This window comes from Streptococcus sp. 'caviae', assembly GCF_001937065.1.
Taxonomy (GTDB): domain Bacteria; phylum Bacillota; class Bacilli; order Lactobacillales; family Streptococcaceae; genus Streptococcus.
This window is the reverse complement of sequence record NZ_MOWR01000004.1, coordinates 144,898-167,351: the sequence shown is the minus strand read 5'-3', so window position 1 is coordinate 167,351 and position 22,454 is coordinate 144,898. Positions and strand designations below refer to the sequence as shown.

Sequence of the window (22,454 nt, the reverse complement as noted above, 5' to 3'; positions counted from 1 at the left end):
AGTTTTTTGGGAACTGCACACACTCCACTATGACTGACAGTCTCAAAAGCTGGAGAAAACTGCTTTTTTAATCTTTTATACCGTCTGAAGCTTCTGCTTCCTCTTGGTAGTCAATCACAATATCATCAACTTCGGCTTTCACAGCTTCAGCTGTTTCTTCTGATTTTTCAGCAGCTTGAGACAGGCGATCCTTGACTTCAGACAAAGTTTGATTAGCAAAGTCTCCCACCTGAGAAGCTTTTTCTTTAACTGCAGATACCACATCCTCTTTGGTCAGCTCACCGGCTGCCATTTTTTCTTTATAGTCCTTGACGGTGTTGACTGCTGCTGACTTATATTCATTGGCTTTTTGAGCGGCATAATGATGGTATTCTTCAGGATTTTCTTTATAGGCTGACAATGTTTCGCTGACTTTTTGCTTAAATTGTTTTCCCTTATCTGTAGAGAGAAAGTAAGCTGCTGCAGCGCCTGATGCAGCACCGATGATAACCGTATTTAAAAATTTACCCATAACTATTTTCCTTTCTTTCTAAATAATTTAGAAGCTACTTTGCCAACTGTATAAGCTGCTCCTGCCTTGCCGACATTAGAGGTAGCATTGCTTGCCTTTTGGCCAAAATAGCGGGCTTGCTGATTAAGATCAGAAACACTTTCTGATAAATCAGCTATGGCTGTAAAGAGCGGATCGATAGTTTGAACCTTGCCGTTCACGTCTTCTACCAGTACATTGGTTTTAGCTAACAGTTCATTGGTCTGATAAAGTGTGACGTTGACATCGCTCGTCAGAACCTTCAAACTTTGCCGAGATTCATCAACAGTATCTGAAATTTTTCTGAGCAAAAGAATGATAAAAACAGTTAAAACAGCAAAGGCAACGGCAATAATCAATAAAGCAATTTCCCACATAATTTTCTCCTAATCTAACTAACTTTTTCGAGCCGTCTGATAGTAAGGCACTGTTTGACGGCGGCGCCGATAGACAGCAAGGATAATTCCAACAGCAACCAGCAGAGCAGAAAGCCACTGCGATACCCGTAAATTCATAAACATGAGGCTGTCTGTTCGCATTCCCTCAATAACAAAGCGGCCGCAGCCATACCAAATCAGGTAAAAGAAAGTTATTTCTCCTTCTTTTAACAGTTTGGGTCTGTGGCGCAAGCTCATGATAATGGCAAAACCCAGCAAATTCCACAGGGATTCATAAAGAAAGGTTGGCGTGCGGTAGTGACCATCAATATACATCTGATTTTTGATCCAGTCGGGCAGATAATTGAGATGGGCAACAGCCTTGCCATAAGCTTCCTGATTCATAAAATTTCCCCAGCGGCCAATGGCCTGTGCCAGCATTACTCCCGGTACTGCAATATCCAGAAAGTCAATCGGCTTAATCATCCGGTAGTAGCAAAAGACAAAGAGTACAGCAGCTCCTGTAAGCAACCCCCCATAGATGGCAATACCGCCGTGCCAAACGGCTAGAATTTCACCGGGATTTTTAGCATAATAATCCCAATCGAAGATCACATAGTAAAGCCGTGCGCCAATAATGGCTAAAGGAAAAGCGACTAAAATAAAGTCTAAAACATCCTCTTTTTTGATGTTTTTTTGAGGTGCTTCAAGCCCTGTAAGATAAACAGCCAAAATAAGCCCTGTTACAATACAAATGGCATACCAGCGAATGGCTATAGGACCAATCTGAACGGCAATGGGATTAATCATTTGGACTCCTCATTTTGATCAATTAGCTGTGTCAGACGATCTTCAAAGGTCTTCGTCGCATCATAGCCCATCTGTTTGGCACGGTAATTCATGGCAGCAGCTTCAATCACAACTGAAACATTGCGCCCTGTCTTAACGGGTATGCGCACACGGGGAATCTTGACACCGGACATTTCAATTTCCTCATTACCATTTCCCAGACGGTCAAAAATCTTACCATTTTCAAAATTTTCAAGGTAAATAGACAGCTGAACCTGTGAGGAATCCTTGACAGCGCTGGCTCCGTAAAGGCTCATGATATCAATGATACCAACACCTCTGATTTCCAGCAGGTGCCGCAAAATTTCAGCCGGTTCACCCCAAAGGGTCTCCTCATCTTTAGCATAGACATCAACTCGGTCATCGGCAACCAGACGGTGACCGCGTTTCACAAGTTCCAGACCTGTCTCGCTCTTACCAATCCCTGAGTCTCCCTGAATGAGAACACCCATGCCATAAATATCCATCAGAACACCGTGGACACTGGTTCTCTCAGCCAGACAGGAATCCAAATACCAGGACATTTCACCTGAAAGCCGGCTGGTAGGAATGTGACTTTGCAAAACAGCAATGCCCTCTTCTTTGGCTGCCTTCAGCATTTCCTCCGGAATGGTCAGAGATCTGGCTACAATAACAGCCGGTGTCTCTGTCTTAAACATTTCTTTTAAAACAGAATAGCGGTTATGCGAGGTCATCTGTGTTAAGTAAGACCACTCTTTCATTCCCAGTAACTGGATACGTTCGGGTGCATAATAATCAAAGTAACCGGTCATCTCAAGACCCGGACGGGAAATATCAGCTGTTGTAATGGTCTTTTGCAAGAGCTCATCGGTGCCATACACAACATCTAATTTCACCTTGTCAACCAACATCTGTACTGTAACTGACATACTACCTCCTTAGCACCCTATTATACCACAAATACGTATAAAATGGGATTTTCGCTGTAAAAGAAAAAAGCTCTGCCAGCCTCCTGTATTACCAGAGACTGACAAGGCTCTCTTGCTTATAAAACAGCTCGTTTTCCTGAGATTGGACAGCCTTTAAAAATAAAATCTGCCGGCTGTATTTTTACCGGCAGATAATTCATGATTCTTTCCTGTTCTAAGAATCTCTAAAACAGATGCTGTTTTTTTAGAGCGTCTGTGCTGTCACCAAAACCATTTCTCTTTATCTTTGTCATCAATGACTTCAGCATCCTTGCGTTTGCGCGGTCCTTGATGATAGCTGCCTGATTGTCCGTTCTTCCCCAAATCTTCCTTATAGGGCAGACAGATTGCCAAAATAATATAGAGAATAATACCAAAGCCGCCTGAAAAATAAACAAAAAGAGCTGTCAAAACTCTGGCAATTGGCAAGTCCCAGCCGTACTTATCGGCTAAGCCTGCCACTACGCCGCAAATCATCCGATTTTTTCTTTGCTTATAAAAGATAGCCTTCGTCATTAAAACTTTCCTTCTCGTTCCTTTTAAAAATCTGTCATAAACTTCATTGACAGTACCAGTATAACATTTTAGAAAAGTTTGGCATCAGCCTTGCGACTGATTTTGCGGACTTAATCTGCCACGGCAGCTGCCGCAGGCAAATTTTTCCGTATTAATGCGCCTTTTTCTCTGATACACTTGACCGCAGTTCTGGCATTGGTAAGAATAGTAAAACGTTTTGCTTCTCAGGCTCGGCGCATAGCGGCTGCCGTTAACCTTGAGCAATAATTCCTTGAAATCTTTGTCTCGATGCCTATAGCCCTTGCCCGCATAATAAAGATGATAATGGCAGAGCTCATGGCGGACAATTTTTCTAAAAGTCTCTAAGTCATCCCTTTTATAAAATTTCGGATTGAAATCCAGGTGCCCATCCTGTGGGAAAAAACGTCCGCCGGTCGTTTGCAGACGAGAATTCCAAAGCGCCTTATGCTTAAATTCCATCCCGAAATCCTGACGGGAAACATCTTTAACGTATTCAGTTAAGTTCATTTAAAGCCACCAGAGAAAGGTTAACTTTCTCACGTTCCTGATCAATTTTTGAAACCCAAACTCTGACCACATCACCAACTGCTACGACCTGACTGGGATGTTTAACGAACTGACTGCTCATCTGCGAAATATGAATCAGACCGTCTTCGTGAAGACCGATGTCAACAAAGGCTCCGAAATCAACAACATTACGAACGGTCCCTTCCAGCTGCTGCCCGATTTCCAAATCAGCTAATTCCAGCACATCCTGCCGCAGCTGAGGGGCAGCAAAATCATCGCGCAAATCACGGCCGGGTTTGAGCAAATCGGTAATAATATCCTTTAAGGTTTCTTGTCCCAGACCAATCTCTGCAGCTCTTTGTTCAATATCTACAGACTGAAGTTTCGCCTGAGCGGAGTCATCCAATTCTGTAATCTCGAGTAAGGAAAAAAGTTTTTCCACAGCGCCGTAGGATTCCGGATGAACACCCGTGTTATCCAAAATATTGTCAGCATTAGGAATCCGCAAAAATCCTGCCGCCTGCTCAAAAGCTTTGGCTCCTAAGCGGGGCACTTTTTGAATGTCTTTGCGGGAGGTCAGGCGCCCGTTTTCTTCCCGGTATTTGACAATATTTTCGGAAATGGTCTTATTGAGGCCGGAAACATGTGATAGCAGAGCCGGACTGGCCGTATTGACATTGACGCCGACCTGATTGACCACTGTTTCCACCACAAAATCAAGATTTTCTGCTAATTTCTTCTGGCTGACATCGTGCTGGTACTGACCGACTCCGATAGATTTAGGATCAATTTTTACCAATTCTGCCAAAGGATCCTGCAGGCGTCTGGCAATTGAAATAGCCGAACGTTTTTCAACAGTCAGCTCCGGAAATTCGTGCCGGGCTAATTCAGAAGCAGAATAGACCGACGCTCCGCTTTCATTGACAATAACATAAGAAACTCCGGGGAAATCCTTGAGCACTTCTGCCACAAAGGCTTCACTTTCCCGGCTGGCAGTTCCGTTGCCGATAGCAATAACCTCAATAGCATAGTCTGCAATCAGGTTAGCCAGATCAGCTTTTGCCTGTTCAATCTTAGCCCGGCTGGCCGGAGGAACAGGATAGATAACTTGTGTCGTTATCAGTTTTCCTGTCTGATCAACAACGGCCAGCTTGGCTCCCGTCCGAAAAGCGGGATCAAAGCCCAGAACCATCTTCCCTTTTAAAGGCGGAATCAACAGCAGATTTCTAAGATTATCAGAAAAGAGCTGAATAGCCCCGTCTTCTGCCTTGTCAGTCAGTTCTGCCCGAATCCGACGCTCCATGGCCGGCAGGATTTTCTTTTTGAGCGCTGCCTGTACAACCTGCTTGATATAATCATTTTTGTCTCTGAAACGAGTTTCAAAAAAACGAACCATCTTATCAAGATTGTGCTCAAAATGCACCTTTAAAACACCGAGCTTTTCGCCCCGATTGAGTGCTAAAACACGGTAGCCCTGAATTTTGGAAACACGTTCAGAAAAGTCATAATAGATTTGGAAGACCTTCTTCTCATCTGATTCTGCGTCTTTGACTTCTGATAAAATGAGGCTGTTGGCCCAAATTTCATTATAGGTCCACGAACGCAGCTTCGTATCATCAGCCAACGCCTCAATCAAGATATCCATGGCACCGCCAAGGGCTTCTTCAGCTGTCGGGAATGCTTCAGTAACAAAGCTTTCAGCCTGTTTTCTCAAATCTGGTACATTTTGCAAAATGAGGCGCGCCAAGGCAAAAAGACCATTTTCACGCGCAATGGTTGCTTTGGTTCGCCGTTTTTCTTTATAAGGCAGGTAAAGTTCTTCTACATCTGCCAGCTTATCTGCTGTTTCGATAGCCTTTTGCAGCTCCGGCGTCAGTTTGCCCTGACTCTCAATCTTAGCTAGAACACTTGTCTTACGCTCTGCTAAGGCTGTCAGGCTTTTATTCAGATCAATGATAGCCTTGATGTCAACTTCATCAAGGTTCCCAGTCATTTCCTTACGGTAACGGGCTATAAAGGGAATAGTATTTCCTTCTGCTGTTAATTCTAAAACTTTCTTAATCTGACTTTCTTTCAGATTTAAATCCTGAGTAATTTTATCAATAATTTCCATAAAAAATATTATAGCATAATTACTCCTATTAGAGATAAAGAAAAAACGGCCGGACATTATTTTTCACCGCTGGCTAAAAAGACTTTTAACAGTTTTTGATAAAAAGAAAAAAGGGATGAATTCCCTGAATTTCAATCATGGAATGATCCCTTCTTTTTTAGAAATGATTTTATCTCACCGAGACTAAATCAGAGTTTTAGCGTATTGATCGACTGCCAGCAGAGCATCTGCCACATCTTCGGCCTTGATGTCAAACGGCATTTGATGAATGGTTTCACCGGCAATCGTTGCCTGCCTGCCGACTTTTAATAGGTCTTCGTAGCCGGCATTGCCCAAATGAAGTTCTTCTAGGCTGGTTGGCATATTAATTTGGCGGTAAAAGCGAATATAGCGATCAATTTCCTCAAGCGGCCGATCTTCAAGGAAAAGCTGCGTCAGCGTTCCATAAGCAACTTTTTCCCCATGGGTCAGGTGATGAATATCCCCTTCCAGTGCTGTAAAGCCGTTGTGAATAGCGTGCGCTGCAGCCAGACCGCCGCTTTCAAAGCCCAGACCGCTAAGCAGCGTATTAGCCTCAACGACATTTTCCAAAGCCCTAGTCACAGCTTTAATTTCACAGCTTGCCAATGCCTTAAGACCATCAGCAAACAGGGTCTCTTCACAGGCTTTTGCAATCGCAATTCCAGCCAAAGTTTGACGGGCACCGGCCATGGTCTGTCCGTTCTTTTGCATCACTGCCCGTGCTTCTACCCAGGTTGCAAGACCGTCTGCAATTCCTGAGGCCAGCAGTCGGACGGGCGACTGACTGATAACTCTGGTATCCACCAAGACAAGGTCAGGATTTTTTGAGTAAAAAATGTATTTTTCAAAAGCTCCTTCGTCTGTATAAATAACCGATAAGGCTGATACTGGCGCGTCTGTTGATGCAACAGTCGGAGCAATAACTACCGGCACTTCCAGCAGGTCGGCTGCGGCCTTAGCACTGTCAATGGTTTTTCCGCCGCCAAGGCCTATAATCAAATCACTTTGATTGGCTTCAGCAATGGCAGCAACACGGTCTATTTCATTTACTGAGGCTTCTCCATTGAAGGAAACGTGGGTCACCAGAAACCCTTCTTGTTCAAGATGGGTTTGAAAATCTCGTCCGACAATGTCATAAACGACATCATCTGCCAGTAAAATAGGACTGGAGCCGAGCTTGAGAATTGCTTTTGCATTTTCAAACAAGGCATTCTGTCCCTGAATATAACGGGATGGACTCGCAAAAATCTTCATCATCAATAACCTCTTTTCTTATATCAGATATAATCACGCCCTTGTGTTTCTTTCCAATCAGCTGCAAAATCATCAACAGCTTTTTGGATGGATGGATTGGCAAAGCCGGCTTCAAGAACATCTGCGCCTACTGTTACAGCCTCGGCGCCTGCAGCCAGTGCCTCAGTCATCTGATGGACATTTTTGAAGCTCGCTGCCAAAATCTTAGCTGACCTTCCCTTATTTTGAATAGCTTGCGCAAGCTGAGCAATCACCTCCTTGGAATCCGTGTTCAGATTTTCCATTCGGTTATAGTAAGGTGCCAAATAATCGGCACCGGCTTCGATGGCTAACAGTCCTTGAAAAACAGTGTAAATAGCTGTTGCAGTGATCTGAAAGCCCTGTTTTTTGAGCTCTTTGATAGCCGTCAGGCCAGCCTTAGAAACGGGGACTTTTACATAAAGGTTGCCGCCCAATTCATCCCTTAATTTGTGAGCGTCCTTAATAATCCCCTTAGTATCGGTCGCAACAACCTGAGCATGAAAACTTGGTTCTTGACCAATAATGTCACGAACTTTTTTAGCCTGCTCAAAAAAGTCAATCGCGCCTTCTTTTTTAGCGATTGAAGGATTTGAGGTCACGCCGGCAAGCGGTAAAATCGCTGCCCATTTTTCAATTTCCTGTAAATTTAAACTATCTATCATCAATTCCATTGTTCTTTCTCCTTTTAAACGGTGTGTTCGGTACGAGCAATAATATCGTCCTGGGTTGCTTTGGACAAAACATTGAAGAAGGCTGAATAGCCTGCAACGCGGACAATTAAATCGCGGTGCTTTTCAGGGTGCTTCTGCGCATCTATTAAAATCTCGCGGGAAACCACATTGTACTGAATGTGATAGCCGTGCAGACGATTGAAGAAGGTTCTGAGCAAAGCGATCAGCTTTTGCTTGTCTTCTTCCCTGGCCAGTGTCTGCGGATTGACCTTCTGATTCAGCAAGACGCCGCCGACAATTTCAGCTGTCGGCAATCTTGAAACGGACTTAAGAACTGAGGTTGGTCCATTTTGATCCATATTGTGGGAAGGCGAGCACCCTTCAGCCAAAGGCGTTCCTGCATGACGTCCGTCAGGCGTCGCCAAGGTTCCGCGGCCCTGACCGACATTAGCCGAAATAGAGGATGTTCCGGAATAGCGGATACCGCCAATTGGTCCGCGGCCGTAACGGGTATTGGGATATTTAGCGATTTCATCAATATAAACATCATAGGCTTCTGTCACCAGCTTATCAGCATAATCGTTGTCATTGCCATATTTAGGAGCATCATTGATAAGCATTTGGCGGATTTCTTCGCCCCGTTCACCTGCATAATCTGATTGCAGGGCTTCCCAAAGTTCAGCTGTTGTCAAACGCCCTTCCTCAAAGACTAACTTTTTAATAGCAGCCAGTGAGTCGGCCAGATTGGCAATACCGACTTGAAGACCGGAAATATAATCATAGACAGCCCCGCCTTCTTTGAGATGTTTGCCGCGGCCGATACAGTCATCTGTTAAAGCCGAACAGAGAATATCCGGGACTTCGCGTTCCAGACTGAGATCAATCGCATTTTCAACAATAACACTCATCCGGGTCAAGTAACGAAGGGTCTTCTCCCAAGCAGCTCTTAAATCAGCAAAAGATTTCATCTGCGTAAAGTGACCGTATCCCGGTGTGAAACGCTTGCCAGAAGCCGGGTCGATACCGTCATTCATTGCAATAAGAAGTACCTTAGGAAAATTCATATAGCTCATACCTGTGCAGCGGTAGCCCCATTTACCAGGAACAGCTGTTTCCACACAGCCGATAGCACTGTAGTCATAGGCATCTGCTTCGGCAACTCCTTTAGCTATAAAGGACGGGATAATTATCTCATCATTGTTAAAGGCCGGCATACCAAAGCCAAGCTTCATCACCTCAATCGCCTCATTCATGAAGTCAGGATTAAGCCCTGCATGGTAACGAACCGTCAGATTGGGCTGGGGCAGGTGTGTCTGCGCAACTGATTTCAGAACCAAGAAGGACAGGCGATTGACAGCATCCTTTTTCGTGCGCGTCTGACCTCCGATTGTCACATTTTGATAAAGCGGGCTGCCGGCTGATGAAAAGGTATGGGCCTGACTGCGGACCTTATTAATCGTCAGCGTTTTAATCCAGAGGTTTGTCAGACGCTCTACAATGGAGTTTTCGGTCTCACGTCCCGCTCTTAAGTCCGCTTCAGCATAAGGATACATGTATTGGTCAAAACGGCCGTAAGACAAAGAGTGGCCGTTGGATTCAATTTGCAGAATGCACTGAATAAACCAAACCGACTGAATAGCTTCGGCAAAAGTCCGTGCTGGCTGATAAGGCACGCGAGAACAAATAGCCGCGATTTCCAGAAGCTCCTGACGGCGTTTGCCAGAAGCCGTTTGGGCCATCTCTTTGGCCAAACGAACAAAGCGCTCGGCATAATGTTTAACAGCTTCAATCGTTATTAAAATGGCATCGTAAAAATGATACTTATCAATGCTGGAAGGTTCTGTCAAATCAAGACCGGCCTTAGCCTGACGCGTTCTTTTTTCAAAACCGACAAGGCCCTGCTCCAGCAGCTTTTGATAATTAACTGCCAGGTGAGCATCGCCTGAGTTCATCTTGCCTTCCATTCCAAAAAAGCCTGTTTCCATGTAAACCTGAACTTCCTCTGGAAGCATAACTTCTGCACGGGCGCGCAAATTGTTGTTTTGCCAAAATGGAGCAATGGAGCGCAGCTGCTCTTTTGTCTCATCGGTAATATAGAAAACATCGCCGTCTCGTTTTTCAAACAAATCAAGCTCATCCATCACAAACTTCAGGGTATATTCAGGAAAAATCGGTGCATCCTTATCTCCTGACGCCTGATTGCCGACAATCATGGTCTCGTCATCAATATAGATGCTCATCTTCTCCAAAATAGTTTTGAGCATGTAGGCCCGCTTTAAAACAGTTGGCTTTTCCTGATGTTCCTGATAGCTTTCGGTCGCTAAAATAGCACGTTCCGCATCAATATAAGGCTTTTTATCAAGCACCTTGTTCCGGTAAGCGTACATCCGTTCAGTCAGGTAGCCAAAATGTTTTTGAGAATTCGTTTGGACATCGTTGGTATAATGTTGCGTTAAACGTTGAGAACTCATATCGGCCTCCGTTTTCTTTCATTTGAAATTATTTTCGCTTCTTTCGAAAATATAATAACATGCTCGCCGAATGAAAACAAGTTAAAACCACAACTTTTCTGAAGTCTGCTATAATTGCACAAATGTGCAATTTCCCATAAAAAAAAGAGGGAAAAAACAAATCATTCCTTAGGGAAATAATTTGTGCTTTCACCTCTGCAAAACTGATTACAGCTGGTTTGACCGCTCTTTAGTCTGTTAAAGCAGCTGATAGACAGGCAGGCCAGCTCATATTTTTAAAACTTAATTTACTGAAAAAGCAAAGTCCTGATCTTCTTCCAACAATGCCAGAGCCGTTGCTTCGTCTGTCACTAAATGATTCACATAGTGCTGCTTTAGGACAGCCAAAATAGCTGCTGCTTTAGCAGCCCCATAGGCAACAGCAACTGAATCCTTGACTTCTTTTAGAGCTGCCAAAGAAATAGCAACAGTGCGTTGATCCAAGTCTTTAAATATTTCCTGACCCTGACTGTTTAAGAAACGGCAGCAGACCTCACCCACAGCCTGACTTTCTGCTATCTGCTGAAAGTCTTCTTCGGTCAGCATATCCAGCCACTGTCTGTTCTCTTTCATTTTGCCGCCGATACCAACAATAGCCAAATCTAACTGCTCCCAATTCTTTTTAATATCTGCAAACTCTTGGGAAGCAAAAACACCGGCCGCCAGTTCCTGATTTTGCTGAATAATTGCAGCATTGACAAAGGAAGCCTTCCCCTGGCATTTTCTAGCCAGTTCATAGACCAGAGTATTGACATGGTAGCGGACATTGATATAGCTGGGACCGCCGGCCAAAGGATAAAAATGAGTATTTTTCAGCTGTTTAAAGGGCAGGGCTGCAACCACACGGCTCAGCGTACTTCCCCAAGAAATACCAACCCGGCTTTGATTGGAGAGCAGCTGATGAATCAGAGCTGCCGCTGCCTGTGCGACCTGATTATCCAGGGCTTTCTTCTTGCTCGTGCTCGGGACAATTTCAATACTTTTCAGACCGTATTTATCTTTAATGTAATTTTCCAGCTGAAAGAGGCTGCTGTCGAGACCTTCAATACTGATTTGAACGATGCCCTCCTGCTTGGCACGCGCCAGCATACGGCTGACAGTCGTCCGATAGATTCCCAGCTCTTGGGAAATTTCAGCTTGATTTTTGCCTTCGATGTAGTAAAGATAAGCGACCTTTGCCAGCTGTTTCTTACGATAATCATTCATAGCAGACCCTCATGGAAACTAAGCGCATTTAAAACTCGGCTTTCATTTGCAGCAGGCCCTTTGAAAGCCTGTTTGTTGTGATGCCTCAAAAACTATACTTTCTCAACAATAATGCCTTGCTTTTTAAGAATGGCTTCTTTGTCTGCCGGAATATGGTCATCAGTGATAACTTTTTGAATCTGACTGAGACCAAATTGGCTGACCGTTCCGCGGTGGTGAAACTTGGAAGAATCCGTCAAAATGATGGTTTTATCTGCCGCCTCTGACATTCTGGCAACTGCTTCTGAACGCATTAAATCCTTGCCTGTAAAGCCCAGCCCTTCGTCAAAACCGTCAGCGCCGACAAAAGCGTAACTGACACGAAAATAAGCCAGCATTTCCTTGAGCAGAGGCCCCACAGTTACCTGAGAATGCTTTTGATATTCTCCTCCCAGCAAGATAATCTTGCAGGAATCATAGCTGCGAACATAATCCGCAATGAAATAAGAGTTCGTGATGATGGTTACACCGCGTCTGTTTTGACAAATAATCTCAGCCAGCAAGGCACAGGTCGAACCCGATTCAATAATGATCGTGTCATTATCCGACACCAGTCGGGCTGCTGCTGCTGCAATTTTCTTTTTAATATCGTAATTAAAAGAAAGCCGCACATTGATATTGTCGCCGCTGTTTAAAACAGCATAGCCATGCTCACGCCGCAAAAGACCTTTTTCTTCCAGCTTATCCAGATCCTTGCGGACAGTGACTTTTGAAACACCCAGTTTTTCAGACAGAGTATTGACATCTATCTTTTCAGCCTGTGATAATAATTTTAAAATATATTCCGAACGCGTCATAATTTTACCTCATGTCCATTTTAACAAAAAAAGAGGGAAAATAAAAGGATTATTTTTACGTTCGTAATTGAATTGTTTTCTTTCGAATGTTATACTAAAATGTAAGAAAGAGATAAGGAGAAAAACGATGGCAGGTGAAAAGGGAATTATTTTTAACATTCAGCACTTTTCTATCCACGACGGTCCGGGTATTCGGACAACCGTTTTTTTAAAGGGCTGTCCGCTGCGCTGCCCTTGGTGCTCTAATCCTGAATCACAAAAGCATGAGCCGGAAGAAATGATGGATGCCTCGACAAAACAGTCTATCATCATGGGAGAAGAAAAAACAGTTGATGAAATTATGGCTGAAGTATTAAAGGATATTGATTTTTATGAAGAATCCGGCGGCGGGCTGACCCTGTCAGGCGGTGAGATTTTTGCTCAGTCAGATTTTGCCAAAGCTATTTTGCAGCGCGCCAAATCAGAAGGGCTTCACACAGCCATCGAAACAACAGCCTTTGCTCCCCATGAGACATTTGCTGAGCTGATTCAATATGCTGATTTTATTTACACCGATTTGAAACATTACAGTACGCTCCGGCACCGCAAGGTGACCGGCGTCAATAACAGCCTCATCATCAAAAATATCACCTATGCTTTTACTCATAATAAAATAATTGTACTCAGAATTCCTGTGATTCCTGATTTTAACAATAGTCTGGAAGATGCCGAGCAGTTTGCCGCCTTATTTAAGGATATGAGAGTTAATAAGGTGCAGCTCCTTCCCTTCCACCAGTTTGGTCAAAACAAATACCAGCTTTTATACCGCAGCTATGCCATGGCTGATTATGCCGCGCTGCATCCTGAAGATCTCTATGACTATCAAGCCGTGTTTCTAAAACACGGTATAGACTGTTCTTTCTAGCTATGGTAAAGGCTTTTGTTGTTAGCAGCAAAAGCCTTTACTTGTTATCGAAATGTTTTCTGACTATTGGAGCGGTTTGTTCCCCGTATAATTGGATAGCTTTGAGCGTCTCTTCGTGCGGCATTGAACCAACTGGCAAGTGCAGCATGAAGCGGTCTAATTCCAAGTCTTCAATAATGCTGATGATCTTTTGTGCCACATGTTCCGGATCTCCGACAAACATGGCACCATCAGGGCCAACAGCTTCTAGGTATTGCTCCTTGGTCATTTCCCGCCAGTGCGGACGTCCTTTGGCAATATTGTCAACCGTCTGTTTGGTTGGATAGAAATAATGCTCAACAGCAGACTGCCTATCTTCTTCAATCCAGCCCCATGAATGAGCAGCGACTTTTAACTGCTCCGGACGGTGACCGTGCCTGCTGCCAATTTCCTTATAAATACGAACCAGCTGTCTAAAGGCTTTGGGATTGCCGCCGATAGCTGCATAGGCGATAGGAAGGCCTTGCTCGGCAATTCTTACAGTAGAATCAAGGTTGCCGCCTGTAGCTACCCAAATGGGAAAATCTTTTTGCACCGCACGCGGATAGACCGGACGGTTATCAACAGACTGAGTCAATTCGCCCTTCCACTTCAGATTGGTTTGATTTTTAATCATCAAAAGCATGTCCAGCTTTTCGTTGAAAAGTTCATCGTAATCTTTTAAATCGTAGCCAAAAAGCGGGAACGATTCAATAAAGGAACCGCGGCCTGCCATGATTTCTGCCCGGCCGTTTGACAGCGCATCGATGGTCGCATACTGCTGGTAAACACGCACGGGATCAATCGAAGAAAGAATGGTTACAGCACTTGATAAGCGAATATGCTTGGTGTTAACACTGCCAGCAGCCAGTACAATTTCAGGGGCAGAGACAGCAAAATCTTCTCGGTGGTGCTCACCAACAGCATAGATGTCCAAGCCAACCTGATCCGCCAGCTCAATTTCCTCAATCAATTCACGGATACGCTGATCATGAGAAAGCACCTGTCCCGTCTTTTCAAGAGGTGTTGTCTCACCAAAGGTTGAAATTCCTAATTCAATTGTCATATCAATCACTCCTGTCTATCATGCTAATAGCAACATGATATCACTAATTAGTAGTAATTACAATCTATTTGTTTTCCTGACAGGCACAGTTTAAACTGTCATATTTTTTTATTTGGTAGTATAATAATACTATTGATTTAGAAATGAGGTATTTTTATGGCTATTACATTTAAGAAAAAAGATGAACTGGAAAAGATGATGGAAAACTTTGCCAAACTTCCTGATCTGGAAGATGTGACATTTCCGGATGCCAAAGACGGCGAGCAAAAAAACAAGCAGAAAGATAAGAAATAAGTTTTATGGCTGTTTTTAACCATCTGCCTGCCAGTGTTCTGCAGTGTCTGGCTATCTTTCTCTCCATTATTATTGAGGCCCTGCCTTTTATTTTGCTGGGAGCTATTCTGTCAGGCTTCATTGAGGTCTATCTGACACCTGGCCTGGTTCAAAAATACCTTCCTAAGCACAAGATTCCGCGGATTCTTTTTGGAACTTTTATAGGCTTTGTCTTTCCTTCCTGCGAATGCGGAATTGTTCCCATTGTCAATCGTTTTTTGGAGAAAAAAGTTCCCAGCTATACCGCTATCCCTTTTTTGGCAACGGCGCCTATTATTAACCCAATTGTCCTCTTTGCGACTTTTTCGGCCTTCGGCAATTCTTGGCGCTTTGTCTTTCTCAGACTGTTCGGTGCCATTATCGTTGCCATATCTTTGGGTATTCTGCTGGGCTTTTTGACTGATGAAAATATCACCAAAGAAAGTGCCAAGCCCTGCCATTACCACGATTACTCTGATAAAAAAATCTACCAAAAAATCTTTTATGCCCTGGCTCATGCGGTTGATGAACTCTTTGATACGGGACGCTATCTGATCTTTGGCAGCCTGGTCGCTGCCGCCATGCAAATTTATGTTCCAACTCGGATTTTGACCACCATCGGCCACAATCCCTTAACGGCTATCCTTATTATGATGCTCCTAGCCTTTATTCTGTCACTGTGCAGCGAAGCCGACGCTTTTATCGGAACATCGCTTCTGGCAACCTTTGGTGTTGCTCCTGTGGTGGCCTTCCTGCTTATTGGTCCGATGGTAGATATTAAAAATCTGATGATGATGAAAAATGTCTTTAAAGGCAAATTTATTGTGCAGTTTGTCGGTACATCAAGCCTGGTCATCATCATTTACTGCCTGATTGTGGGGGTGATTTAATGATTCGTTTTTTGATTCTTGCAGGCTACTTTGAATTGGGCATGTATTTGCAGCTCTCCGGAAAGCTGGACCGTTACATCAACACTCACTACTCCTACCTAGCATACATTTCTATGGTCCTGTCCTTTATTTTAGCAGTTGTACAGCTGACCATTTGGATGAAAAATTTAAAAGTCCCCTCCCATCTGTCGGGAAAATGGGCTAAGTTCTTCAGCCCCCTTATCCTGGCTGTACCGATTTTTGTCGGACTCTTAGTGCCAACAGTGTCTTTAGATTCGACAACCGTTTCGGCTAAAGGCTATCATTTCCCGGTGGCGGCTGGATCAGCTGGTTCAGGTGTCAGTCCAGACGGCACTCGTGTTCAGTACCTTAAGCCAGATACCAGTCTGTATTTTACCAAATCAGCTTATCAAAAAGAAATGCGGACCACCTTAAACAAATATAAGGGCAGCGGAAAACTGCAGATTACCACGCAGAATTACATGGAAGTGATGGAGATTATCTACCTCTTCCCAGATGAATTTAAAAACCGTCAAATTGAGTATGTCGGCTTTATCTACAATGATCCCATGGATAAAAACAGCCAGTTCCTCTTTCGTTTTGGAATCATCCACTGTATTGCTGATTCGGGCGTTTACGGTCTGCTGACAACTGGCGGACACACTCACTATGACAATAATACCTGGGTGAAGGTTTCCGGAAAAATTTCTGTTGAATACAATCAAAATCTGAAACAGACCCTACCAGTGCTGCACATTTCGCAGAGTTCAAGAGCAATGCAGCCTAAAAACCCTTATGTTTACCGTGTTTTTTAAACTCTAACGGCGCTTCGCCAAAATATTTGGAAAAATCAGCTGCTTCACCGAGCTTTTCAGAGAGTAAAACAGTCTAAATCGTTCTTTATGATTTGCATCTGTTCTGCTCTCTTTGTTTGTGCTACAATGATAAAAAAGAAGAATAGGAGACCCAATGACCCTCAAACACCACACAGAAACTGTTTCACCTAGAACTCAGCTGTCCATTGTTGCAACGGCCCTGCTGGGCTTTTCTGGTATCTTGTCTGAAACCAGCATGAACGTGACTTTCACCAAGTTAATGTCTGTTTTTCATCTGCCCTTAAGCAGCCTTCAGTGGATTACGACTGTCTATCTGCTGGCGGTTGCCATTTCGATGACTCTCAGTGCTACTTTGCAGCAAAATGTTAAAGAGCGGCATCAGTTTAATATAGCTGTTCTGCTTTTTCTTTTAGGAACGCTGACCTGTATCGCCAGCAAAAACTTTGCTGTCATGATTGCCGGCCGTGCCCTTCAGGGAGCCGGCACCGGAATTGCCATGCCTTTGATGTTTAATCTGATCATCGAGCGTGTCCCCATCAGTAAAATCGGAACCTATATGGGCATTGGCGGTCTCATCATGGGACTGGCACCTGCTTTTGGACCCACTTACGGCGGTTTTATGATTGCCCATTTTTCTTGGCAGTGGATTTTCCTCTTAACACTTCCAGTTCCTGTTATCGCTTTTTTCATTAGTCATTTTGCCCTTGACAATTCTGTTAAAAAGCAAAAACGTCCCTTTGATCTCATCAGCTTTCTCCTGCTGGCAGTTACGCTGAGTTTCTTTTTGATCCTGATTTCCGGCTTAGAGTCAGGCTCTGTCAATTGGATTGCTCTGCTGATTTTCATACTGGCCGGTGTTTTGTTTGTTGTAAGAACTCTAAAATCAGAAACACCTTTTCTGGACATTCGCATTCTGAAGCAGCTTCCCGTCATTTTAGGACTGATCCCTTTTTTCATTTACCAATTTTCAAACCTGGCTTCCAACTTTCTGATTCCCAATTTTTTAGTTCAGGTCGAGCATGTTTCGACCACTGCCGCCGGATTCGTGCTGCTTCCGGGAACCCTTCTGGGCGGACTGCTGGCACCTTTTTTCGGGAAACTCTATGATGTTAAAGGACCAAAACTTTCCCTCTACACTGGCAATAGTCTCTTTGCTGTCAGTCTGTTCATCTTTGCCTCATGGGCTGACTCGCTGACTGTCATGCTGATGTCACTGATTTATATCATGTTCACATTCGGCCGTAATATGTCTTTCAACAATACAATGGCAGTCGCCATTTCACAGCTGCCGAGAAATAAGACAGCTGATGCTACTGCTATTTTTCAGATGATGCAGCAGTTCGCAGGGGCTCTGGGAACAGCACTGTCTTCTGTGGTTCTGCAGCTGGCACCAAATATGACTGCCGGCGTTAAAACTATTTTTTGGGCTCTCTTTATCTTAGTCCTGTTCATCTTTGTCTGCTTCAAAATGCTTTTTGCTTCCTTGAAAAAGAATTAATAAATCGAAAAACTCTCTGACATCTGCTTGAAAGCAGCAAATGCCAGAGAGTTTTTTTGTATTTTACAGTAGCCCTTCCAAAAGTCCCTTCATGAAGTCTTCTGAATTGAATTCACCGATATCATCAATTTTTTCACCGAAACCGATAAATTTCACAGGGATGTCAAGTTCCTGACGAATGGCTAGGACGACACCGCCCTTGGCCGTTCCATCAATTTTTGTCAGAACTAGGCCTGTCAAAGGCGTTATTTTAGAAAATTCCTTGGCTTGAACGAGAGCGTTTTGTCCCGTCGAGGCGTCCAGAGCCAGAAGCGTCTCATGGGGAGCATCTGGTATGACACGCTTGACAATACGGCCGATTTTTTCCAGCTCTGCCATCAGATTGTCCTTGTTTTGCAGACGGCCGGCCGTATCGATCATGAGGATGTCAACGCCTTCTGCCACGGCCTTTTCAACTCCATCGTAGACAACACTGGCCGGATCAGCCTTTTCAGGACCTGTAACCACGGGCACATCTACACGGCGGCCCCATTCGACCAGCTGAGCGACAGCTCCGGCCCGGAAGGTATCAGCTGCAACCAGCATGACTTTCTTCCCTTGGTTTTTGTACTTGTAAGCTAATTTCCCGATAGATGTTGTTTTGCCGACGCCATTAACACCGACAAAGAGCATGACCGTAACGCCGTTTTGCAGATTGATTTTTTCATTGAACTGACCGTCTTTTTCATAAATATCAACCAATTTTTCAATGATGACACGGCGAAGCGCTTCTGGTTTTCGCGCCTTTTCCAGCTTGGCCTCATAGCGCAAATCCTCAGCCAGAGTTGATGCAACTTGAACACCGACGTCCGACAGAATCAGCATTTCTTCCAGTTCTTCGAAAAATTCCTCGTCAACACTGCGAAAATTAGCCAAAAAAGCATTCAGACGGGCGCCAAAACCCGTACGCGTTTTTTTCAGACTGCGGTTATATTTTTCTTCCTCAGATTCTTTTTGACTGCTCTCGTCCGCCTGAGAAAGACCGGCATCTTTTTCCTGCTCTGAAACATCTGCTTCAGTCTCAGTCGCAACCTCTTCTGTTTTTGTTTCCGGCTGGACGGCTGGTTCTTGCTTGACTTGCTGGGCCAGCGCGGCCTTGCGGGCATAGTAATCTGCCATAAAATCTGCTGAACTGCTTTTCGGTTCAGCTGCTGCTTTCTCTGACTCAGCCTGACCAGCCGTGACTTCTTCACCGGCAGCTGTATCTTTAGCAATTTCAAGAGAATCTTCTGATGTCTCTGCGGGCTGATCTGCCGGCCGGACAGAATCTAAAGCCGCGGACTCCTGAACCTCATCGGTCTCTGAAGCAGTTTCAGAGACCGAATCAGATACAGATTGGTCAGTCTCAGGCAAATCTTCAGCAGCAGATGCTTGATCTGCACCCGAAAGACTTTCTGCTGCAGCTGACAAATCTGCCTGTGCCGGTTTTTCATCAGCTTCTGCTTGCTCCGCCGCCTGAGAAATGTCTGTCGTTTCTAACTTATCTTCTTCTTTTTTCTTTCCAAATAAGCGGTCAAATAATCCCATTTCAATCCTCGCTCAAAATATATTGTTCAATAGCCTCAGCAACGCCGGATTCGTCATTGGTCCGCTTGGTAACAGCATCGGCCGTTTGCTTAGCAACAGCAACACCGTTTGCCATGGCTACGCCAAAGCCGGCCCACTCCAGCATGCTCAGATCATTTTCTTCATCTCCCATAGCCATCACTTCACTTTGGTCAATCCCTAGGTGCTTAATCAACAGATTCAGTCCAACCGCCTTGTGAACACCTTTGGGCATAAATTCTAAAATGATGTCCCGCGATTTAAAGACTTCGAATTCCTCATACATATACTGAGGAATTTTGGTGATTTGCTGATCCAAAAAATCCGCATTGTAAACAACAACTACCTTATTATAGATCACGTCAGGAAGGTGCTTAAGACCGTCAATTTCACGAAAAGTCAGCATGGGATTTGCCACCTGATAAAGCGAATGGTTGTCTTGGTTGCTGATACTGTAGACCGTTCCGTCGCTCAGCACATCAACAGGCAGGGCTAATTTTTCCATCTCTGTCTGAATAGTTTCAATATGCTTGCGTGTCATGGCAGTCTTATCCAGAATTTCTCCGGTTGTCCGCTGAACCAAACCGCCATTAAAGGTAATGAGGTAATTGTCCTCTGATATCAAATCAAGCTCTTCCAGTAAATGTTCAATAGCTTTCAAGGGACGGCCTGTCGTAATAACAACCTTAACTCCCTTTTCCTGTGCTGCTTTGAGAGCAGCCTTATTTGCAGGACTGACTTCCTTTTGAGTATTAAAAAGTGTTCCGTCCAAATCCAAAGCCAGTAATTTAAATTCTGCCATTCTTTACCATACCTTCCATATAAGCGATCACTGATTCTTCTTGATGGTGGCCAATAACATCATCTGCGATTTCACGAATTTCAGTCCGTGCATTTTCAGGAGCAACTGCCCTTCCTGCAAAGGTCAGCATTTCAAAATCATTTAAATTATCACCAAAAGCCACAACCTGATCCGAGCGGATGTCTAAAGCCTGGCAGAGACGATTGAGGCCAAAACCTTTGTTGGCACCCCGCAAGATAACATCGATAGATTCAAAACCAGTTGTCACGGCCTGCATATGTGGCAGCTCTTGATTGAGCCAGTGCATACCCTTATTAACATCCTCAACAGGAAAATTGGTCGTGATTTTAAAAATATCATCATTCAGATGGTTAAAATCTTCAACCAAGCAGACATTTTCATAATAGTAACGCATTTTTTCCACATAGCTTTGAGGACTGTCGGCCAGAATATAAGCTGCTTTCTTCCCGGACAAAAGCAGCTCTGTCCCTTGATTATAGGGATTTTCTAAAATTTTAGCAATTAAAGAGAGATACTGCTCCTCAGACATAAACCGCTCAAACAAAACTTTATTTTTGTACTGAATGGCACTGCCGTTTTCAGCAATGACAGCAATCCGGTCCATAAAGTCAGCAAAGAGCTTGTCCAGCGCGAGAAGTCCACGGCCGCTGGCAACAGTAAAGATAAGGCCCTGCTTGTCAAACTCCTGCAGCAGTTTATCCAAACGTTCAGCATCAAAACTGCCGGCAGGATTTAAAAAAGTGCCATCCATATCTGTAGCAATCAAGCGTATGTCTTCCATCAAAAACTCCTTTCGCGCGTCACACTACTCTTATTTTATCAAAATTTAAGCAACTTTTGGGAATTATTTCCTAAAAGTTACGACCCTCACCTTCGTTTCCATTTCAGTTTAAAAATTTTCCATTTAAATTGCCGCACCTGCTTTTTAACAGCCTTAAAGTTACTCTTGCGCCTGTCGGCATAAAGACCCGTTTTATTAAAATAACTCCTTCGCCAATCCTCGATAGAATCGGCCTTATTCTTTTTAGAAACAGCCTTAGGAGCCCGAAAGTAAAGACCTTCATTAGCAATCAGCTGTTTTCTGAAAGCAGGATCATGCCTTTTGGCAGGATTGACATCCAACTCCCAATGGCGCTTGTCTGTCTTATTGGCATAGTTAAAGCTGGCACCGTTGATAATAGCATTTTGGCTGATATATTCAGCATCCATTTCATTTAAAAATCGGCCCTCATCATCAAGAATAAACTCGGTATGATAATTCAGCAGCACCTTGAAATTGACCCGCATGCGATTATCCGGATAAATAACGGTGCCGTCTTTAAAGGCCCGCTTATTGTGGAGCCGGGCAGATTCTTGCAGGCTATAATCAGCTGTTTTCCGCCAAAACCGCTGCTGCTTTTTGCCTTTTAAAAAAGCAGCCAAAGCTTCTTGATCGGCCATTCCTGCCTTTTTGAAATTCCGGCGAATATATTGGGCCTGCTGACTGGAGATGACATAGCGAAACTGGTGAATGCGCCTAGCAAAAGTTGTTTCAGCACTGAGTTTGTCCTTGGGGAAAGTCTCTTGCACCAGCAGCGACAGCTCCTGCCAAAAAGCGTGATCTGGCGCCAAATCATTTGCAAAACGGCGGACTAATTGCTGATTTTCCTGCAAATCACCGGATAATTCTTCCGGCATAGCAGCCATATCCAAGACAATCCTGAGCAGCTGCTTAGCCCTTTTCCTGCCATAAGCAGTTTGCCACAATAACTGAAAAACCTGAGAGCCTATGCAAAAATCAGATGGCCGCAAATCCCTTTTAGCCAGCTGCTTGATATCCTGTCTAGTCCACCCTGCACTTTCCCATAAGAGCAGCTGCTTAGCCTGCTGATAGCGCTTATTCAGCCCTGCTTGGGAAAAGGGATAATTCCCTAAAATTGACCACATAGGCTCCCTCCTTTCAAAATCATATTATAACAAAAAAGACAGTGAGACGGGAATGGGAGCAACCCAAAAATTGAAAATTTGGGGTCGTATTCCTACCCCTGCGTCAAGAGTTTATTCCAAGACAGGAATATTGGACATTTTTGCTCAGCCTCTCTTACCGTGACTCATCAGCCAGACCATACACATCATAAGAAAAACACCCAGGACTGTTAAAAATCCCAGATGTTTTTCTGCTAT

General features: G+C 44.1%; 21 protein-coding genes and 1 pseudogene. 5 read left to right on the top strand and 17 right to left on the bottom strand.

The window, feature by feature from the left end:
- Window positions 1–67 precede the first annotated feature (67 nt).
- The 12 genes from BMI76_RS05750 to BMI76_RS05695 form a co-directional block, all read right to left on the bottom strand.
- The gene (locus tag BMI76_RS05750; protein ID WP_075346634.1) at window positions 68–511 is read right to left on the bottom strand and encodes a YtxH domain-containing protein; all 444 of its coding nucleotides are present in this window, start codon (window positions 509–511) and stop codon (window positions 68–70) included.
- A gap of 2 nt (window positions 512–513) precedes the next feature.
- The gene (locus tag BMI76_RS05745) at window positions 514–906 is read right to left on the bottom strand and encodes a DUF948 domain-containing protein (RefSeq protein ID WP_075346633.1); all 393 of its coding nucleotides are present in this window, start codon (window positions 904–906) and stop codon (window positions 514–516) included.
- An 18-nt stretch (window positions 907–924) separates the two neighbouring features.
- Entirely contained in the window at window positions 925–1,716 is a 792-nt protein-coding gene (gene lgt, locus BMI76_RS05740; protein ID WP_075346632.1) for a prolipoprotein diacylglyceryl transferase, read from the bottom strand.
- Complete coding sequence (gene hprK, locus BMI76_RS05735) at window positions 1,713–2,645, bottom strand: HPr(Ser) kinase/phosphatase (RefSeq protein WP_075346631.1); 933 nt, start codon at window positions 2,643–2,645, stop codon at window positions 1,713–1,715. The genes lgt and hprK overlap by 4 nt, the downstream gene beginning before the upstream one ends.
- Before the next feature lie 261 nt (window positions 2,646–2,906).
- Window positions 2,907–3,200: a PspC domain-containing protein gene (locus BMI76_RS05730; protein ID WP_075346630.1), complete on the bottom strand. Its 294-nt coding sequence runs from the start codon at window positions 3,198–3,200 to the stop codon at window positions 2,907–2,909.
- Window positions 3,201–3,284: 84 nt separating this feature from the next.
- On the bottom strand, window positions 3,285–3,728 hold the full coding sequence (locus BMI76_RS05725) for a SprT family protein (RefSeq protein ID WP_075346629.1): 444 nt from the start codon (window positions 3,726–3,728) through the stop codon (window positions 3,285–3,287).
- Window positions 3,715–5,841, bottom strand: a complete 2,127-nt coding sequence (locus tag BMI76_RS05720) for a Tex family protein (RefSeq protein WP_075346628.1) — start codon at window positions 5,839–5,841, stop codon at window positions 3,715–3,717. Before BMI76_RS05720 ends, BMI76_RS05725 begins: the two co-directional genes overlap by 14 nt.
- A 183-nt stretch (window positions 5,842–6,024) precedes the next feature.
- Window positions 6,025–7,116, bottom strand: coding sequence for a glycerol dehydrogenase (locus BMI76_RS05715; protein WP_075346684.1), 1,092 nt, complete (start codon window positions 7,114–7,116; stop codon window positions 6,025–6,027).
- Window positions 7,117–7,139: 23 nt separating this feature from the next.
- Entirely contained in the window at window positions 7,140–7,808 is a 669-nt protein-coding gene (locus tag BMI76_RS05710) for a fructose-6-phosphate aldolase (protein WP_075346627.1), read from the bottom strand.
- Between the two features lie 14 nt (window positions 7,809–7,822).
- Window positions 7,823–10,279 (bottom strand): glycyl radical protein, encoded by a 2,457-nt coding sequence (locus BMI76_RS05705; RefSeq protein WP_075346626.1) that lies wholly within the window; start codon window positions 10,277–10,279, stop codon window positions 7,823–7,825.
- A 282-nt stretch (window positions 10,280–10,561) separates the two neighbouring features.
- Window positions 10,562–11,524 carry a sugar-binding transcriptional regulator gene (locus BMI76_RS05700; protein WP_075346625.1) on the bottom strand — a complete coding sequence of 321 codons (963 nt, stop codon included), beginning with the start codon at window positions 11,522–11,524 and terminating at the stop codon, window positions 10,562–10,564.
- 92 nt (window positions 11,525–11,616) lie between these two features.
- Window positions 11,617–12,360 (bottom strand): DeoR/GlpR family DNA-binding transcription regulator, encoded by a 744-nt coding sequence (locus BMI76_RS05695; RefSeq protein ID WP_075346624.1) that lies wholly within the window; start codon window positions 12,358–12,360, stop codon window positions 11,617–11,619.
- 127 nt (window positions 12,361–12,487) lie between these two features.
- Here BMI76_RS05695 and BMI76_RS05690 point away from each other — a divergent pair, with 127 nt between their 5' ends.
- Entirely contained in the window at window positions 12,488–13,264 is a 777-nt protein-coding gene (locus tag BMI76_RS05690) for a glycyl-radical enzyme activating protein (protein ID WP_075346623.1), read from the top strand.
- Between the two features lie 37 nt (window positions 13,265–13,301).
- On the opposite strand, the gene BMI76_RS05685 is transcribed toward BMI76_RS05690, so the two are convergent.
- Window positions 13,302–14,348, bottom strand: coding sequence for an LLM class flavin-dependent oxidoreductase (locus BMI76_RS05685; protein WP_075346622.1), 1,047 nt, complete (start codon window positions 14,346–14,348; stop codon window positions 13,302–13,304).
- Window positions 14,349–14,504: 156 nt separating this feature from the next.
- On the opposite strand from BMI76_RS05685, the gene BMI76_RS10765 reads away from it, so the two are divergent.
- The 4 genes from BMI76_RS10765 to BMI76_RS05670 all read left to right on the top strand — a co-directional run bounded on the left by BMI76_RS10765 (window position 14,505) and on the right by BMI76_RS05670 (window position 17,884).
- A complete protein-coding gene (locus BMI76_RS10765) occupies window positions 14,505–14,642 on the top strand; it encodes an SPJ_0845 family protein (RefSeq protein ID WP_180372830.1) in 138 nt (45 codons plus the stop codon).
- A 5-nt stretch (window positions 14,643–14,647) separates the two neighbouring features.
- Window positions 14,648–15,550: a permease gene (locus tag BMI76_RS05680; RefSeq protein WP_075346621.1), complete on the top strand. Its 903-nt coding sequence runs from the start codon at window positions 14,648–14,650 to the stop codon at window positions 15,548–15,550.
- Window positions 15,550–16,365 carry a TIGR03943 family protein gene (locus BMI76_RS05675; RefSeq protein ID WP_075346620.1) on the top strand — a complete coding sequence of 272 codons (816 nt, stop codon included), beginning with the start codon at window positions 15,550–15,552 and terminating at the stop codon, window positions 16,363–16,365. The genes BMI76_RS05680 and BMI76_RS05675 overlap by 1 nt, the downstream gene beginning before the upstream one ends.
- A gap of 154 nt (window positions 16,366–16,519) precedes the next feature.
- Window positions 16,520–17,884: a DHA2 family efflux MFS transporter permease subunit gene (locus tag BMI76_RS05670; RefSeq protein ID WP_075346619.1), complete on the top strand. Its 1,365-nt coding sequence runs from the start codon at window positions 16,520–16,522 to the stop codon at window positions 17,882–17,884.
- A gap of 63 nt (window positions 17,885–17,947) precedes the next feature.
- Here BMI76_RS05670 and ftsY read toward each other — a convergent pair.
- The 4 genes and pseudogenes from ftsY to BMI76_RS05650 all read right to left on the bottom strand — a co-directional run.
- Window positions 17,948–18,901, bottom strand: a pseudogene (gene ftsY, locus BMI76_RS10985) (signal recognition particle-docking protein FtsY); the annotation flags it as partial.
- Between the two features lie 550 nt (window positions 18,902–19,451).
- On the bottom strand, window positions 19,452–20,270 hold the full coding sequence (locus BMI76_RS05660; protein ID WP_075346617.1) for a Cof-type HAD-IIB family hydrolase: 819 nt from the start codon (window positions 20,268–20,270) through the stop codon (window positions 19,452–19,454).
- Window positions 20,257–21,072, bottom strand: a complete 816-nt coding sequence (locus BMI76_RS05655; RefSeq protein ID WP_075346616.1) for a Cof-type HAD-IIB family hydrolase — start codon at window positions 21,070–21,072, stop codon at window positions 20,257–20,259. Before BMI76_RS05655 ends, BMI76_RS05660 begins: the two co-directional genes overlap by 14 nt.
- An 86-nt stretch (window positions 21,073–21,158) precedes the next feature.
- The gene (locus BMI76_RS05650) at window positions 21,159–22,217 is read right to left on the bottom strand and encodes a DUF3114 domain-containing protein (RefSeq protein ID WP_075346615.1); all 1,059 of its coding nucleotides are present in this window, start codon (window positions 22,215–22,217) and stop codon (window positions 21,159–21,161) included.
- Window positions 22,218–22,454 lie beyond the last annotated feature (237 nt).

What these genes read in the sequence shown, in the direction of transcription:
- BMI76_RS05750 (WP_075346634.1), bottom strand. Translation starts at nt 511, where the DNA reads ATGGGTAAATTTTTAAATACGGTTATCATCGGTGCTGCATCAGGCGCT.
- BMI76_RS05680 (WP_075346621.1), top strand. Translation starts at nt 14,648, where the DNA reads ATGGCTGTTTTTAACCATCTGCCTGCCAGTGTTCTGCAGTGTCTGGCT.
- BMI76_RS05705 (WP_075346626.1), bottom strand. Translation starts at nt 10,279, where the DNA reads ATGAGTTCTCAACGTTTAACGCAACATTATACCAACGATGTCCAAACG.
- BMI76_RS05710 (WP_075346627.1), bottom strand. Translation starts at nt 7,808, where the DNA reads ATGGAATTGATGATAGATAGTTTAAATTTACAGGAAATTGAAAAATGG.
- BMI76_RS05650 (WP_075346615.1), bottom strand. Translation starts at nt 22,217, where the DNA reads ATGTGGTCAATTTTAGGGAATTATCCCTTTTCCCAAGCAGGGCTGAAT.
- BMI76_RS05655 (WP_075346616.1), bottom strand. Translation starts at nt 21,072, where the DNA reads ATGGAAGACATACGCTTGATTGCTACAGATATGGATGGCACTTTTTTA.
- BMI76_RS05690 (WP_075346623.1), top strand. Translation starts at nt 12,488, where the DNA reads ATGGCAGGTGAAAAGGGAATTATTTTTAACATTCAGCACTTTTCTATC.
- BMI76_RS05745 (WP_075346633.1), bottom strand. Translation starts at nt 906, where the DNA reads ATGTGGGAAATTGCTTTATTGATTATTGCCGTTGCCTTTGCTGTTTTA.
- hprK (WP_075346631.1), bottom strand. Translation starts at nt 2,645, where the DNA reads ATGTCAGTTACAGTACAGATGTTGGTTGACAAGGTGAAATTAGATGTT.
- BMI76_RS05660 (WP_075346617.1), bottom strand. Translation starts at nt 20,270, where the DNA reads ATGGCAGAATTTAAATTACTGGCTTTGGATTTGGACGGAACACTTTTT.
- BMI76_RS05725 (WP_075346629.1), bottom strand. Translation starts at nt 3,728, where the DNA reads ATGAACTTAACTGAATACGTTAAAGATGTTTCCCGTCAGGATTTCGGG.
- BMI76_RS05720 (WP_075346628.1), bottom strand. Translation starts at nt 5,841, where the DNA reads ATGGAAATTATTGATAAAATTACTCAGGATTTAAATCTGAAAGAAAGT.
- lgt (WP_075346632.1), bottom strand. Translation starts at nt 1,716, where the DNA reads ATGATTAATCCCATTGCCGTTCAGATTGGTCCTATAGCCATTCGCTGG.
- BMI76_RS05670 (WP_075346619.1), top strand. Translation starts at nt 16,520, where the DNA reads ATGACCCTCAAACACCACACAGAAACTGTTTCACCTAGAACTCAGCTG.
- BMI76_RS05695 (WP_075346624.1), bottom strand. Translation starts at nt 12,360, where the DNA reads ATGACGCGTTCGGAATATATTTTAAAATTATTATCACAGGCTGAAAAG.
- BMI76_RS10765 (WP_180372830.1), top strand. Translation starts at nt 14,505, where the DNA reads ATGGCTATTACATTTAAGAAAAAAGATGAACTGGAAAAGATGATGGAA.
- BMI76_RS05700 (WP_075346625.1), bottom strand. Translation starts at nt 11,524, where the DNA reads ATGAATGATTATCGTAAGAAACAGCTGGCAAAGGTCGCTTATCTTTAC.
- BMI76_RS05715 (WP_075346684.1), bottom strand. Translation starts at nt 7,116, where the DNA reads ATGAAGATTTTTGCGAGTCCATCCCGTTATATTCAGGGACAGAATGCC.
- BMI76_RS05685 (WP_075346622.1), bottom strand. Translation starts at nt 14,348, where the DNA reads ATGACAATTGAATTAGGAATTTCAACCTTTGGTGAGACAACACCTCTT.
- BMI76_RS05675 (WP_075346620.1), top strand. Translation starts at nt 15,550, where the DNA reads ATGATTCGTTTTTTGATTCTTGCAGGCTACTTTGAATTGGGCATGTAT.
- BMI76_RS05730 (WP_075346630.1), bottom strand. Translation starts at nt 3,200, where the DNA reads ATGACGAAGGCTATCTTTTATAAGCAAAGAAAAAATCGGATGATTTGC.